This window comes from Psychrobacter sp. NPDC078929, from assembly GCF_050267985.1.
In the GTDB taxonomy this organism is placed as follows: Bacteria; Pseudomonadota; Gammaproteobacteria; order Pseudomonadales; family Moraxellaceae; genus Psychrobacter.
Genome location: NZ_JBNNFX010000009.1, coordinates 21,560 through 37,097 on the forward strand (window position 1 = coordinate 21,560; position 15,538 = coordinate 37,097).

Consider the following 15,538-nt stretch of genomic DNA (forward strand, 5'->3'; position numbering starts at 1 on the left):
ACAATTGAAAGTATCAAGTTTCTAGATTAGAACGCAGTGTAGCTATTAAGTGTCGCTATTAGTCGTATATAACTTTCATGACTTCATATTCAACGACGCCCTTTGGCGTTTCGATGCGCACTTCGTCGCCTTCGAATTTACCAATCAAACCACGAGCGATTGGTGAGTTGACTGAGATTTTACCAGCTTTAAAGTCAGCTTCATCGTCGCCAACGATTTTGTACTGTTTTTCTTCTTCAGTGTCCATGTTTTCGATCACGACGCTAACACCAAACACGATACGGCCTTCTTTTGGCAGTGTCGAAGGATCGATGACTTGAGCGCCACCGAGTTTGGCTTCGATGTCACGAATACGTGCTTCACAAAAACCTTGTTGCTCACGGGCAGCATGGTATTCAGCATTTTCTTTCAAATCGCCGTGTTCGCGTGCTTCAGCAATCGATGCTGTGATGCGTGGACGGTCGACACTTTTTAGCTGTTTTAATTCGGCTTCTAGAGCCGCGTGTCCTTGCGGAGTCATTGGGTAACGTTGCATGTTTTTTCCTTAAACCAATAACACCACACCACCTCATAATGAGATGGTGTCAGTGTTGTTGCAATGGATATAAAATATAAAAGAGTGATAATTAAGACGATGTAATGAATAAGTTGGCCATCATTTATGAGTGTATTTCACCTCAATTCAAGCATAGGTGCACTTAAGCTTACGTAATAAAAAGCATAGTCGCAATTTAGCCACTATGCTTTTTAGGTCTATCACGGTAAAGGTATCGTTCCTCAAGCATGGTTGGCTATATTTAAAGCAAACAACGATACTTGAGTGAGCTTTTAGGCAAGCCTAACGGTTATGCTTAATCTACTGAAATTATTCAGCCACGTCAATAGACTTTGCTTGCTCATGCAAATCTTGTAACTTATAGACATCAAACGGTAAGTCAATCGCGTAAGATTTGCAGACGGCATCAGCGGCACCTAACGTGGTGACGTAGAATACTTTGCCTTGTAGTGCACTACGGCGAATAGAGAACGAATCCTCTTGAGCTTGCTTACCTTCAGTAGTATTGATGATAAGGTCGATTTTGCCGTTTTTCAAGGCATCAACGATATGCGGGCGACCTTCAGTGACCTTGTTGATTTGCTGACTTTCGATACCAGCGTCGCTCAGTACTTTTTGCGTGCCAGTGGTCGAGACAATCTTAAAGCCAAAGTCTGCAAGCTGACGAGCAATCGGAGCGATTTGGGCTTTGTCGCTGTCACGAACTGAGATAAAGACGGTTTTTGTCTCGCCTTCAGTCGGTAGACCTGGCAGACGCTCATTACTACCGATAATGGCCTTGTAGAATGCTTCGCCAAAGGTTTTGCCCACGCCCATAACTTCGCCAGTTGATTTCATCTCAGGACTCAAGATTGGGTCAACACCTGGGAACTTAGCGAATGGGAATACCGCTTCTTTGACCGCATAGAATGCTGGGACAATCTCAGTGGTAAAGCCTTGATCTTTAAGCGAAGTACCAGCCATACAGCGAGCAGCAACCTGTGCTAATGAAGTACCGATACACTTAGAAACAAACGGTACTGTACGTGCAGCACGTGGGTTCACTTCTAAGATATATACGGTTTCGCCTTTTACTGCGAACTGTACGTTCATTAGACCGATAACGCCTAGCTCTTTTGCCATAGCGACCGTTTGCGCGCGCATCACATCACATAACTCTTTAGACAGTGAGTATGGTGGCAGTGAGCATGCTGAGTCACCTGAGTGAACGCCAGCCTGTTCAATATGTTGCATGATACCGCCGATGACGACATCAGTACCATCACATACACAGTCTACGTCGACTTCGATAGCATCATCTAAGAAACGATCTAGTAGGACAGGTGCTTCGTTCGATGCTTGTACCGCAGTACGTAGGTAATGTCTTAACTCGTCTTCGTTGTAGACGATTTCCATCGCGCGGCCACCTAATACATAAGATGGACGTACAACCAATGGATAGCCTACGTCTTTGGCTTTAACCAAGCCGTCTTCTAAGCTGGTCGCTAAAGCGTTTGATGGCTGTACTAAGTTTAGCTGCTGAATCATATGCTGGAAGCGCTCACGGTCTTCGGCACGGTCGATTGCATCTGGGCTAGTACCGATGATTTTGACGCCTGCTGACTCTAGTGCACGAGCAAGTTTCAATGGCGTTTGACCACCGAACTGTACAATCACGCCATCAGGGTTTTCAATACGGACGATTTCTAGCACGTCCTCTAACGTGATTGGCTCAAAGTATAAACGGTCAGAAGTGTCATAATCGGTGGAAACCGTTTCAGGGTTACAGTTGACCATGATGGTCTCGTAACCATCTTCACGCATGGCAAGCGCTGCATGTACACAGCAGTAATCAAACTCGATACCTTGGCCGATACGGTTAGGACCACCACCGATAACCATGATTTTCTTTTTGTCTGTTGGGTTTGCTTCACATTCGCTATCGTACGTCGAGTACATATAGGCCGTGCTAGTAGCAAACTCTGCGGCACAGGTATCGACACGCTTATAGACTGGATAGACGTTTAGATCCCAGCGCTTTTTGCGTAGCTGCTTTTGTGAGATGCCAAGCAATTTAGCCAAGCGCAAATCTGATAAACCTTTACGTTTAAAGCTACGTAGATTTTTCTCGTTCAAGCCGCCAAAACCAAGTGATTTTACGGTAGCTTCTGTTTTGACGATGTCTTCGATCTGTACCAAGAACCATGGGTCAATCTTGGTAAAGTTAAACACTTCATCGACACTCATACCGACGCGGAATGCATCAGCAACGTAGTAGATACGCTCAGGTGTTGGAATGGTTAGGCGGTTGATGATTTCGCTACGAGCCTTCTCAGCACTGACTTTTGATAAGTCAATTTGCTCGTCAAAGCCATCCGCACCTGTTTCCATGCCGCGCAATGCTTTTTGCATAGACTCTTGGAAGTTACGACCGATTGCCATCACTTCACCGACCGATTTCATCTGAGTCGATAAGATATTGTCCGCTTGTGGGAATTTTTCGAAGTTGAAACGAGGTATCTTGGTCACGACATAATCAAGCGCAGGCTCAAAGCTGGCTGGTGTTTTGCCACCAGTGATGTCATTTTGCAATTCGTCTAGCGTATAACCAATTGCCAGTTTTGCTGCGATTTTGGCAATCGGGAAGCCAGTGGCTTTTGAGGCTAGGGCAGACGAGCGTGATACGCGTGGGTTCATCTCGATGACCACCATGCGACCAGTATCAGGGTTGATACCGAACTGGACGTTTGAGCCGCCTGTTTCTACACCGATCTCACGTAGTACTGCTAATGACGCATTACGCATGATTTGGTATTCTTTGTCCGTCAAAGTCTGTGCTGGCGCGACGGTGATTGAGTCGCCTGTATGCACGCCCATTGGGTCAAAGTTTTCGATGGCACAGATGATGATGCAGTTGTCGTTTTTGTCACGAACCACTTCCATCTCGTATTCTTTCCAACCGATTAACGACTCATCGATAAGCAGTTGATGGTTTGGAGACAAGTCAAAACCGCGCTCACAGATTTCAATGAACTCATCGCGGTTATAAGCAATACCACCGCCTGAACCGCCCATCGTGAATGATGGACGAATGATACATGGATAGCCCATTTTTTCTTGAGTAGCAAAGGCTTCTTCCATGGTTTCAGCCGTTTCAGCGCGAGGGCACTCAAGGCCGATACGCTTCATGGCTTTATCAAACAAGTTGCGGTCTTCTGCCATCTCGATTGAGTCTTTGGTCGCGCCAATCAACTCGCAGTTATACTTGGTTAATACGCCGTGCTTGTCCAGCTCTAGCGCACAGTTTAGAGCCGTCTGTCCGCCCATCGTTGGCAAGATTGCATCTGGGCGTTCTTTGGCAATAATTTGCTCAACCGTCTGCCAAGTAATCGGCTCGATATAGGTTGCGTCAGCCATGACAGGGTCGGTCATGATGGTTGCAGGGTTTGAGTTGACCAAGATGACGCGGTAGCCTTCTTCTTTTAGTGCTTTACACGCCTGTGCGCCTGAATAGTCAAACTCACATGCTTGGCCGATGACGATAGGGCCTGCGCCAATGATAAGAATGCTTTTTATGTCGGTACGTTTTGGCATAAGTAAGACCTTTTAGTTTTAAATTTATATGTTATGGATTTACAATGAAACTATATAGAAAGGTTAGTCATATTTGAACTGACGTCATCAGGAATATTATCCCAATAATCTGTATCAAGTTTTTTAATGCTAAGGGTTTGTTCAACCTGCACACCTAATCCATACTTGTAAATATATTCAGCCAGTTTTTGACCATCTATTAAGACAATTCTTGCGTTTGATAGGTTTTGAGCATAAATGACTGCATCAGTAGAAAACTTTGAGGTAGTAATAAAGACGCCTTTATTTGCGTTATCACCTAATAAAGCACCAGCAAAACTTTGAATATCAGGGCGACCAATAGTATTACTTTTTTGATAGCGTTTTGCCTGAATGTGTATTCGTCCTAAACCCAATACGTCTTCATAGATTTCACCATCAATACCGCCGTCTTTAGAATACTGTGTTACTCGCCCTGCTTTTTCAACCGCACCGCCGTAACCCATTTTCTGTAACAACTCGACAACCAGACGCTCAAAAGCCATAGGAGTTTTCGTTAAGATAGTATCCAGTATTTCTTCATAAGTTTCTTGACGAATAGTTTCATAAGACGCATAAAGCTGTTCTTGCGGTGTATTGGCATTTTGATTAATGTTGTTTTTTTCAACATCTTGCCCTAACTCAGTATTATTTAGCTTTTCTGCTTGTCTTTCCGACATTTTTTGCTTGACAAAAATATTGATTTCTTCATTAGTTTTATCTAAAAAAGTTTTTCCTAAAGCGCTAATAACATAGGAGCCTCTTTTAGGTCTATTCAGTATTCCTGTAAGAGCAAAATAGCTTAATGCCCAAGAAATTCTATCAACAAAAATAAGACCATTACCTGACTCATATTCCTTTGTTGCTTCTTCATCAGTAAGATTGAAATGCTTTATCAAAGGGTCAGTAAATTTTGATTTTTTCCATATTTCTCCATCGCTTGAGAGCATTAGTATGGGTTTTCTTAGGTCATCAAAATGTGGAATGGTCATCTTTATTGTTTAGCCTTTGCCGCTGCCATCATCTCCGCAAACTTATCAAACAGCGGCGCAGCATCATGTGGACCAGGGCTGGCTTCTGGGTGACCTTGGAAGCTAAAGACCGGCTTATTGGTCAGCTCAATGCCTTGGTTAGTACCATCAAACAATGAGCGATGAGTAGATTTAACGTTGTCAGGTAACGTGTCTTCATCAACCGCAAAACCATGGTTCTGACTGGTAATCATAACCGTGCCAGTTGCTAAGTCTTGTACTGGATGGTTGGCACCATGATGGCCAGTTTTCATCTTGATAGTATTTGCACCGCTAGCCAAACCAATCAGCTGATGACCTAAGCAGATGCCAAACGTTGGCACGTCAGTTTGCTCAATGATGTGACGTACCGCATCGATAGCGTAATCACAAGCTGCAGGATCACCAGGGCCGTTTGATAAGAAGATGCCATCTGGATTCATCGCTAGCACGTCTGCGATAGGGGTCTGTGCTGGTACAACCGTCACGTGACAACCGCGGTCGACGAGCATGCGCAGGATGTTTGTTTTGCTACCGAAGTCATAAGCAACGACGTTGTATTTAGAATCGATGTGAGTGCCAAGTTGCTTAAAGAAGCCGCCAGTACCGCTATCATGACTACCATGAATATCACGGTTGAGTAGGGTGTCTGATAAATCCCAGGTACCTGCTGTCCACTCGAAGTTCTCTTTAGTACAGCATTCTTTTGCCAAGTCCATGCCTTTTAGACCTGCAAAGCCTTTCGCTAACTCAATCGCTTTTTGCTCATCGTCGCTACTGATAGTCTCGCCGTTTGAGGCAGTCATGATACAGCCGTTCTGTGCACCTTTATCACGTAATAGACGTGTTAGCTGACGCGTATCAATTTCAGCGATAGCCACTGTCTCATTACGCTGTAAATAGTCGCTAAGTGACTCTGAGTTACGGAAGTTAGAGGTTGCCATGGTGGCATCACGGATGATAAGACCGTCTGCCCATACTTTGTGACCATTGCCAGATTCTGTGTCCTCGCTATTGGTGCCTGTATTACCGATATGAGGGTAAGTCAAAGTCACCAGCTGGCGGGCATAACTCGGGTCGGTTAGGATTTCTTGATACCCTGTCATGGCTGTGTTAAATACCACTTCACCAATACGATGACCTAGGCTGCCGATACTGACACCGCGAAAGATTGTACCGTCTGCTAGTGCCAAAATTGCTTGTATTTCTGCCGATGAATTCAAGGATTGCCTCCGCTGTTATTGGTGAGTGCCATCGTGTTTTGTTGGTCTAAAATTGCTCCGTATCCTTTTATTTACGGCATTTGACTGTTGTCATATAAAAGTAAAAAAAGGGCGATACACAAAAATTTTCCACAAAAAAGCGAGAAGACATTATTGATGAAAACTACAAAACCCACTAGATAGTGAATAGGTAACTTGCATCATGTCCGCTCGCTTAGGCACAGATTTTGCGTATTATATACAAAATAGACGGTTATAGCTAGCCGATTTACTGGATTAATAGTCATTTCATGGCTAATAATGAAGATTTTATAAAGATATTGACTTTATAAAATAGCCTAAGCAGACATTGACTCCTTTCTCTTTTATCAAAATCAACATCCAGCGTATATTAATAGCGCTGGATTTTCGCAGTTGGCTTTGCCACAATGGATAGCGCAGCGCTAAACCCAATTTTTATGATCGTTTGTTATAACAATAATGAAGATGACAAGGAGTCGTTATGATTTATCAGTATTTAGACAAAACCCCTGAATTTGCCGCACCATTCAACGGTTGGGTGGCAGACTCGGCGCAAGTGATGGGCGATGTGTATTTAGGTCATCAAGCCAATATTTGGTTCGGTGCAGTGATACGCGGTGACAACGATCGTATCCATATCGGTGACTACAGTAATGTGCAAGAAAACAGTGTGATTCACACCGATGCAGGTATTGAGGTGAAAATCGGTAATTACGTGACTATCGGCCATTTGGCTATGCTACATGGCTGTGAAGTCGGTGATAACAGTCTGATTGGTATTGGCGCTGTGGTACTTAATAATGTCAAAATCGGTAAAAACTGTCTGATAGGGGCGAAAGCCTTAATTACTGAAGGTCAGGTTATTCCAGATAACTCGCTAGTGATGGGCGCGCCTGCAAAAGTGGTCAAAACGCTAACAGATGAGCAAGTAGCGATGCTAAAAATGTCAGCGCTACATTATGCTGAGCGTTGCCAGAAATTTAAAACAGGCTTAACAGAAATAGCGATGCCTGACTAAGGGTAAGTAAACGAGCTAAGTTTAAATAGATAGACGATAGGGCGCATACTTATTTCATTGATAGACTGTTCAATTAATACGGTCAGCCTTAGTAGATAACTGTACCTAATTTTATTAAATAATTCATATTTTTTCGCAACCAACGATAAGGTCTCACCATGCAGGCAAATCAAGCACACACACAACAAAAACAACTGGCATTATTTGATTTAGATCATACCTTACTTGATGTCGATAGCGATTATCTCTGGGGCGAGTATATCGTAAAGCATGACCTTGTCGATGAGGCGCAGTACCGCACTGCCAATCAGAAATTTTATAATGACTATATCGAAGGTACGCTAGACGCGACGGAGTACAATGAATTCGTCGCGCAGTTTTTAAGCAGTTTACCGCTTGATAGACTGGATGAGCTAAGAGAAGACTATATCAAAAGCGAAATTGAGCCGCATATTCGCCCAAAAGCGATGGAAGCGTTGTGTCAGCATATTGAGCAAGGACACGATGTGGTGATTATTTCTGCGACCAATGATTTTGTAGTATCGGCTATTGCCAAGCGTTTTGGCGTGGAAGCAGCTAACGTATTGGCAACGCCATTAGAGATCAAAGACAATCGCTATACAGGTAAGCTAACTGACAGACCAAACTTCCAAGCGGGCAAGATATACCATTTGGATAAATGGGTGAATAAGCAGCAGTTAGCTGGTGTTACCTTTGAAAAAACGTATGCGTATTCAGATTCTAAGAACGACATCCCATTGCTCGAATGGGCAGATGTGGCCGTTTGCGTGTCACCTGATGATGCGTTACATGCGCATGCTTTGGCCCATCGCTGGGCAGTAGAAGATTGGTCGATCTAGATTATTTAAGCTAGTAATAGTAGCAACATTGGCAATAGCGACAATTAGCGAACCATTTAGTCTCAATCTCATTTAAAATAGCGCCACATGCGTTATTTATTTTATTAGAAAAACAGGAACATTTATGGAAATCAATCCGTATCAAGAGCAGATTAAAGATTTATCAGAGCGTGGTCAGGACTTGCGGAGGTATCTTTGACTTCGATGGTAAGCAAGAACGCTTAGAAGAAGTTAATTTAGAGTTAGAAAACCCCGAGCTATGGAACGATCCAGAGCGTGCGACCAAAATTAATAAAGAAAAAAGTCACCTTGATGGTGTTATCGATGTGGTGGTCTCTCTTGAGACGACACTAGAAGATGCGTCTGCCATGCTAGAGTTGGCAGTCGAAGCAGAAGATGAGTCATTGCTAGCCGATGTGCAGAGCGAGCTAGATAGCGCTGAGAAACGTGTTGCTGATTTAGAATTCCGCCGAATGTTTAGCGGTGAGATGGATCCAAATAACTGCTACTTGGATATTCAGTCAGGCAGTGGCGGTACTGAAGCGCAAGATTGGGCTGAAATGCTGCTGCGCATGTATACACGCTGGGCAGAAGCACATGGCTTCAAAGTAGATGTGATTGAAGTGTCATCAGGTAGCGTGGCTGGTATTAAGTCGGCAACCATTGAGATCAAAGGCGATTATGCGTTTGGTTGGTTGCGTACTGAGATTGGTGTTCACCGTTTGGTGCGTAAATCACCATTTGATAGTAATAATGGTCGTCATACGTCGTTTGCTGCGGTGTTTGTCTCGCCTGAGATTGACGACAATGTCGAGATTGATATCAATCCTGCTGATTTGCGTATCGATACCTATCGCTCATCAGGAGCGGGTGGTCAGCACGTAAACACGACAGATTCTGCGGTACGTATTACCCATGAGCCGTCGGGCGTGGTAGTGACCTGTCAGAATGAGCGTAGTCAACATGGTAACAAAGCCACCGCGATGAAAATGCTACGTGCTAAGCTCTATGAGCTTGAAATGCAAAAACGTATGGAATCACAGCAAGCAGTCGAAGATGGCAAGTCTGACGTCGGTTGGGGCAGTCAAATTCGCTCGTACGTGCTCGATGACTCACGTATCAAAGACTTGCGTACGGGTGTTGAAACCTTTAACACCGGTGCCGTACTAGATGGTGACCTCGATCAGTTTATCGAAGCAAGTTTAAAAGCAGGACTGTAAAAGGCTGTTTTAAATAAGCAGCCGTTTTAAAATAGTAACTAATTAAAATAGCAACTAACATTTAATTAAGGAAAATTATGCCAAGCGTTAATAATTATTTTGATGATAAAGTGACTTCTATTGCTTTTCAAACGGCTACCAAGCCTGCGACTGTCGGTGTAATGGAAATTGGTGAGTATGAGTTTGGCACCAGTGAATTTGAAACCATGAGTGTGGTGAGCGGTGCATTGACCGTAAAATTACCAGAGAGTGATGATTGGCAAACGTTTAACGCTGGCGAGCAGTTTACCGTCGAAGCCAATCAGAAGTTCCAAGTAAAAGTAGACGTCGAAACCGCTTATCTATGTGTATACGGTAAATAATGACTTCTAAGTTATAGCAGTATCAAAACGAAAAACGCCAAGTATTTGATGCTTGGCTTTTTTTATTTCCGAACTATAAAAAACTATAAGTTTTTACGGTACTGCACCATGTCCGTTAAGCTTGCGACTTTGTCATACAGTTGGCGTGCATTAGCATTACTTTCTTGAGTTTTCCAATAAACGTGATTACAGCCTTTTTCATCAGCAAAACCATATACGGCTTCAATTAATATTCGTCCGATGCTCTGTCCACGTACAGACTCATCGACATAGAGGTCTTGTAGATAACAACATGCCGTACTACTCCAAGTCGTTGGATGTATTACGACATGGGTAAAACCTACCAATGTACCATTCTTCCACGCCCCAATTCCATAAGTAGCGACGTCGTTATTGAGCAAGTTGCGCCATGTTGTATCAGTCGTGCTCATGGGCAAACTGGTCTCATAAAAGGTTAGGTAGCTTTGCCATAATGTTAACCAAAAGTCGTAATCGGCGCGAGCTAGGGGTTTTATTTCTACAGATGAAGGGTACATTTTATTTTAATAAACTTAAGTCGTGAGTAGTGCTAAATTATGCCTCACAAACGCATCGTTTAGCATCCATAATTTCAATTTTATTTTACACATCGATTACACTTTGTCTGTGCCAAATAAACAGCAAAAACTACCGCCATTAATTATGCTAAAACCATGAATTCTTAAAGGTATATAGGTTTATGACAAAGGCAAAATTACAGACTAGCCAGCAGACAATGACCAAAGACGTGCGTCATGATTACGAGCATCTCGCACGCCGTGCCAATTTGCGTTATGTGAGTGACGACGAACCAGGCTACGAGCGCAGACGCTGGGGTCGCGGCTTTACTTATCGTGATGCAACGGGTAACAGGGTAAAAGACAGAGCATTGCGTCAGCGTTTTGATGCGTTGGTGATACCGCCCATGTGGTCAGAGGTGTGGATATGCAAAGACGAAAGAGGCCATCTACAATCAACAGGGCGAGACGAAAAATCTCGCAAGCAGTATCTGTATCATCCGTCATGGAACAATATTCGTGACCAAGCAAAGTTTGATGCGATGATAGGGTTTGCAGAGGCGCTGCCCAATTTACGCGCGCAGGTCGAGACAGATTTGGAAGCAGAATCGTTGTCACGCACCAATGTGCTTGCTGCCGTTGTTAAATTGCTAGAGACCACTTTGATTCGTATTGGCAATAGCCGCTACGCCAAACAAAACAAAAGTTATGGTCTGAGTACGCTACGCAGCAAGCATGTCAGTGAAACCGACAATGGACTGGCGTTTGATTTCGTCGGAAAAAGCGCGAAAGAACACCACATTGAGCTACAAGACGAGCGATTGATTGACATCGTGCAGGCCTGTTCTGAGCTGCCCGGTTATCAAATATTCAAATATCTAGATGACAACGGACATAAGCAAGTCGTTGACAGTAATGATATCAATGACTACTTACGGGTGCATACGTGCGGCATGGACTGCGAAAGCAAACTGTACAGCGCAAAAGATTTTCGTACATGGATGGCCAGTGTACTCGCAGCAAGCTATCTATATGATGAGCTACAAACGACTGCAGGCGCTAACATATTAACCAGTGCGCCAGAAAGCACTGAGCGACAGCAATTAGTTACTGATATGGTAAAAAGCGTGGCAGCAGAGCTAGGCAACACACCAACCGTATGCCGTGCCTCTTATATTCATCCCATTGTCATTGAGCGTTTTTTGACAGGGCAGTTCTTTGAGACTTACAAACAAGCACGCCGTGGACGAACCAAGAAGTACCAAAGCTGTGAAGAGAAAGCGTTATTAGGGTTTTTAAGAGCTGATGTTTAAATGTGAGGTTTCAGATAATAATATTGAGGTGTTAATTCTTTAATAGGAAATTGAAAATATGTGGCAGTACTTTAGCTATTTTAGGTGTCTTCGCGGACTTATAACGAATTAATGATAATTAGTTATAGATTGTCTTTATTTCTATAAAATAAAAATGATACGTTATGTATTGAAATAAACGTAAAAATGCGTTACTAATAGAGCATGATAAATACGAACCTATGAAACGGTCTATAGGATGTGACCGTTTTTCAATCATAAATACCATTTTACCAGTTACCTGCTATTGCTAAAGGATTAGCTTATGAACACCGCCTCTCAAACCCCGATAAATATTGATACAGATACTACCGTCACACCAAAAAACTATACCGATTACTATAATAATTTTGATATGAATACACTTCTGTCAGAAATCTTTGGCGAGAACGTAGATGATCGTCTGAATGCCTATATGGCTTGCTGTGGTCGTCACGTACGTGATGGCCGCGCTGATAATGCTGCGTTAGTACACGAAGATACCGCAGGCAACATAACACGCATGAGCTTTGGTGAGCTTGACAAAGCGAGTGTTCAAATCGCTAACTTGCTACAGTCGTATGGGGTAAAAGCGGGCGATAAGGTAGCGACCATGCTACCGCGCACGCCCGATCTGCTAACCGTTGTATTGGCAACATGGCGTATCGGAGCCGTATATCAGCCGCTATTTACTGCTTTTGGCTATGATTCAATCAAATATAGGATGGACAAAGCCGATACCAAAGTCGTTTTTACTAACCTAGAGAATCGCAGTAAGTTTGAAGATTTGGCTGAGCAAACTAAAATGGTATTGGTCGGCAGTGTGGAAGATGCTCAGACATGGGGTGACGATCACTATAGCCAGTCTATGGCAGCACAGCCGCAAACGTTTGAACCAGTGATGCTCGATACGGATGCGCCATTTTTGCAAATGTTTACCTCTGGTACGGTTGGTAAATCAAAAGGGGTCAGCGTCCCATTGGCTGCGTTACCCGCTTTTTACCTATATATGCGTTATGCCATCGACCTACGTGAAGACGATCAATATTGGAACATGGCAGATCCAGGCTGGGCGTATGGCTTGTACTATGCCATCACAGGGCCTCTGCTACTGGGCATCACGACTTATTTTAATGAAGCAGGATTTGATGCGAATAATACGCGTGAGTTTATGGTGCGTCATAAGATTACCAATTTGGCCTCTTCACCAACTGCGTTTCGAATGATGAAATCTAGCGGCATTTTTGACAATGTTAATGAAGGCGCTCATAACGATACTAACGCCAAGCTGTCTTTGCGCTGTGCCAATTCAGCAGGGGAAACACTGAATACCGAAGTGGTCAACTGGGTTGAAACCTATCTAGCGTGCCAAGTCAAAGACCAATATGGGCAAACAGAGACTGGCATGACCTGCTGTGCACATCATGCACTGGCGCATGATTGTCCTGTTGGTTCGATGGGTATGGCACTACCAGGTCATACGTTAGTCGTACTAGATGATGATGTGAATGTACTGCCGGATGGTGAGCAAGGGCAACTGGCAGTCGTAGTCAGTCAGTCACCTGCGTTTTATTTCCGTGGTTATAGCTGGAATGAAAAACAAGCCTTTGTAGATGACTACTATCTGACAGGCGACGTGGTCGAGCGTCATAGTGATGGTAGTTACTGGTTCTCAGGCCGTGATGATGACATTATCATTACCGCAGGTTACCGCGTAGGGCCTACTGATGTCGAAAATACCGTCTTAGAGCATGACGCAGTGGCAGAGTCTGCGGCTGTGGGCGTGCCAGACGAAGTGCGTGGACATACGATCAAATCTTACGTGGTGCTAAAAGAGGGTGTCGAAGGTAGCGAACAAATCGCCAAAGAAATCCAAGAGCTGGTACGCAAACGCCTATCCACTCATGCCTATCCGCGTGAGGTTGAGTTTGTGACCGAGTTACCAAAAACGCCAAGTGGTAAGATTCAACGCTTTTTGCTGCGTAGTCTGTCTGCTGCATAAATGAGTTAGTAAAGCGTCTATACATTCAATAGAAAAACATCTAATAAAAAGTAAAAATTTAAAGGAATAATCATGCAAGTTAAAGAAAACAGCTTTTTGGTCACAGGCGGTGCATCAGGTTTGGGAGAGTCAGTGGCTCGGGCGATTGTAGAGCAAGGTGGTAACGTCGTTATTGCTGATTTAAATGAATCTGCTGGACAAGCATTGGTCGCTGAGCTAGGTAATAGTGCGCGCTTTGTGCGCTGTGATATCACTAATGGTGATGAAGTGCAATCAGCGGTCGAAATGGCAGAGTCAGCTTTCGGCGGCCTACAAGGTTCAATCAACTGTGCTGGTATCGTAGTGGTTCAAAAGCTGCTAGATCGTGATAATAATCCGGCAGACCTTGAGGCATTTAGCCGCGGGGTCAATATCAATCTGGTCGGTTCATTTAACGTCGCCCGTTTGGTCGCTGCTAGCATTGCTAAACGTATAGCGAGTGATGGTACTGCAGGTGACCATGTAAAAAATAGCATAGATCAAGGTGTTATTATTAATACAGCATCTATCGCAGCCTTTGATGGTCAAATAGGTCAAGCCAGCTATTCTTCGTCTAAGGCAGGTGTGGTTGGTCTGACCTTGCCACTTGCTCGTGAGTTGGCACGGCATGGGATTCGTGTTATGACTATCGCACCGGGTGTCTTTGCTACGCCGATGATGGACAGTATTCCTGAAAAGGCACGCGAGCAGCTAGAAGCAGGTGTGCCATATCCTAAACGTTTAGGAGCTCCCAATGAATTTGCTAAATTGGTCACTCACATCATCGATAATGCTTATCTAAATGGTGAAGTTATTCGCTTAGATGGTGCAATTCGTATGGTGTAGCAGTCTATTGAGTGATTCATCACTTTTGCACAAAACGTATCTACAGAAACTGGCATAGTGCTTTGATACATATGATTAATGACAAAAAATTAATTATGGGAATCAAAGCCTATGCTATTTTTTTATAAAAAATCTTACTCATCAAATGAGCAGCGTATGCCTTGGCTGCCTATTACTATTGTTCTTAGTCTTGCTGCCATTGTCAGCACCAGCGCTATTGCTTATGTCAAAAGCACCTCAAAACCCAAGAATCCCATTCCTCCTTCTATAGTGATTGACCGAGTCTTCGTCGACAAATCAGATCGTGTCTTAAAACTGATGAGCGATGGTAAAGCCATTAAGTCGTATCGTATTGCGCTAGGGGGTAGTCCAGTGGGTCATAAGCAACAAGAAGGTGATCAGCGTACGCCAGTTGGGGTTTATACATTAGATTATAAGAATGAAAATTCCATTGCCCGTCGTTCTATTCATATCAGCTATCCCAATACTGCTGACAAAGCATATGCTAAAAAACTAGGAGTCAATGCAGGCGGAGACATTATGATTCATGGGCAAATGAACGGCTTTGGATACTTGGCATTATTTAATCAACGACGTGATTGGACAGATGGTTGTATCGCTGTCACTAACGATGCGATGGATGAAATTATGGCAGCGGTGAAACTTGGTACTCCTATCGAAATTGTGGAGTAGAATAGTCGGATTATTATCTAATTTATACTAAGTAAGTGCATTATTCATCACCGTATTTAATAGAGTTTCATCTTTTATTTTCACTAATAAAATGGCGTAACTGATTTACTAACTAACTTTAACTAATATTAACAGCCACTTTAAATATCATTGTTTTAAGTAAGGTTTTATTTAGTAATCGTCTTGAAATAGATGTATATATACCTTATATAAGTGACAGATAACAGTGGGCACTAGACTAAGATAATCCT

13 protein-coding genes are annotated in these 15,538 nt (G+C 43.4%); 8 read left to right on the forward strand and 5 right to left on the reverse strand.

The annotated features are described in order from the left end of the window. Positions 1 to 58 precede the first annotated feature (58 nt). The 4 genes from greA to carA form a co-directional block, all read right to left on the reverse strand. The gene (gene greA, locus ACQKCG_RS06805; protein WP_057760725.1) at positions 59 to 535 is read right to left on the reverse strand and encodes a transcription elongation factor GreA; all 477 of its coding nucleotides are present in this window, start codon (positions 533 to 535) and stop codon (positions 59 to 61) included. 330 nt (positions 536 to 865) lie between these two features. Next, complete coding sequence (gene carB, locus ACQKCG_RS06810) at positions 866 to 4,129, reverse strand: carbamoyl-phosphate synthase large subunit (protein WP_102091162.1); 3,264 nt, start codon at positions 4,127 to 4,129, stop codon at positions 866 to 868. 50 nt (positions 4,130 to 4,179) lie between these two features. After that, positions 4,180 to 5,139 carry a restriction endonuclease gene (locus ACQKCG_RS06815; RefSeq protein ID WP_427585313.1) on the reverse strand — a complete coding sequence of 320 codons (960 nt, stop codon included), beginning with the start codon at positions 5,137 to 5,139 and terminating at the stop codon, positions 4,180 to 4,182. A gap of 2 nt (positions 5,140 to 5,141) precedes the next feature. Next, on the reverse strand, positions 5,142 to 6,380 hold the full coding sequence (gene carA / locus ACQKCG_RS06820) for a glutamine-hydrolyzing carbamoyl-phosphate synthase small subunit (protein ID WP_427585314.1): 1,239 nt from the start codon (positions 6,378 to 6,380) through the stop codon (positions 5,142 to 5,144). Between the two features lie 502 nt (positions 6,381 to 6,882). Between carA and ACQKCG_RS06825 the strand changes: the two genes are divergently transcribed. From ACQKCG_RS06825 to ACQKCG_RS06840, 4 genes are all read left to right on the forward strand, one after another. Continuing rightward, complete coding sequence (locus ACQKCG_RS06825; RefSeq protein WP_427585315.1) at positions 6,883 to 7,419, forward strand: gamma carbonic anhydrase family protein; 537 nt, start codon at positions 6,883 to 6,885, stop codon at positions 7,417 to 7,419. Positions 7,420 to 7,577: 158 nt separating this feature from the next. Further along, on the forward strand, positions 7,578 to 8,279 hold the full coding sequence (locus ACQKCG_RS06830) for an HAD family hydrolase (protein ID WP_427585317.1): 702 nt from the start codon (positions 7,578 to 7,580) through the stop codon (positions 8,277 to 8,279). Between the two features lie 124 nt (positions 8,280 to 8,403). Continuing rightward, positions 8,404 to 9,499, forward strand: a protein-coding gene (gene prfB, locus ACQKCG_RS06835) for a peptide chain release factor 2 (RefSeq protein WP_102078362.1) whose coding sequence is annotated in 2 segments (ribosomal slippage) — positions 8,404 to 8,475 and positions 8,477 to 9,499 — 1,095 coding nt in all. Because the reading frame shifts where the segments join, the coding sequence is not laid out codon by codon here. A 77-nt stretch (positions 9,500 to 9,576) separates the two neighbouring features. Further along, positions 9,577 to 9,861, forward strand: coding sequence for a pyrimidine/purine nucleoside phosphorylase (locus tag ACQKCG_RS06840; protein ID WP_238052351.1), 285 nt, complete (start codon positions 9,577 to 9,579; stop codon positions 9,859 to 9,861). 83 nt (positions 9,862 to 9,944) lie between these two features. Here ACQKCG_RS06840 and ACQKCG_RS06845 read toward each other — a convergent pair whose 3' ends face one another. Continuing rightward, positions 9,945 to 10,397: a GNAT family N-acetyltransferase gene (locus ACQKCG_RS06845; protein WP_427585318.1), complete on the reverse strand. Its 453-nt coding sequence runs from the start codon at positions 10,395 to 10,397 to the stop codon at positions 9,945 to 9,947. A 182-nt stretch (positions 10,398 to 10,579) separates the two neighbouring features. Between ACQKCG_RS06845 and ACQKCG_RS06850 the strand changes: the two genes are divergently transcribed. The 4 genes from ACQKCG_RS06850 to ACQKCG_RS06865 all read left to right on the forward strand — a co-directional run bounded on the left by ACQKCG_RS06850 (position 10,580) and on the right by ACQKCG_RS06865 (position 15,287). Then, positions 10,580 to 11,710, forward strand: a complete 1,131-nt coding sequence (locus ACQKCG_RS06850; RefSeq protein WP_427585320.1) for a DNA topoisomerase IB — start codon at positions 10,580 to 10,582, stop codon at positions 11,708 to 11,710. Between the two features lie 304 nt (positions 11,711 to 12,014). Continuing rightward, a complete protein-coding gene (locus tag ACQKCG_RS06855) occupies positions 12,015 to 13,730 on the forward strand; it encodes an AMP-binding protein (protein WP_427585321.1) in 1,716 nt (571 codons plus the stop codon). 72 nt (positions 13,731 to 13,802) lie between these two features. Then, complete coding sequence (locus ACQKCG_RS06860; RefSeq protein ID WP_414559774.1) at positions 13,803 to 14,594, forward strand: SDR family NAD(P)-dependent oxidoreductase; 792 nt, start codon at positions 13,803 to 13,805, stop codon at positions 14,592 to 14,594. 111 nt (positions 14,595 to 14,705) lie between these two features. Continuing rightward, complete coding sequence (locus ACQKCG_RS06865) at positions 14,706 to 15,287, forward strand: L,D-transpeptidase family protein (protein WP_427585323.1); 582 nt, start codon at positions 14,706 to 14,708, stop codon at positions 15,285 to 15,287. Positions 15,288 to 15,538: the final 251 nt, after the last annotated feature.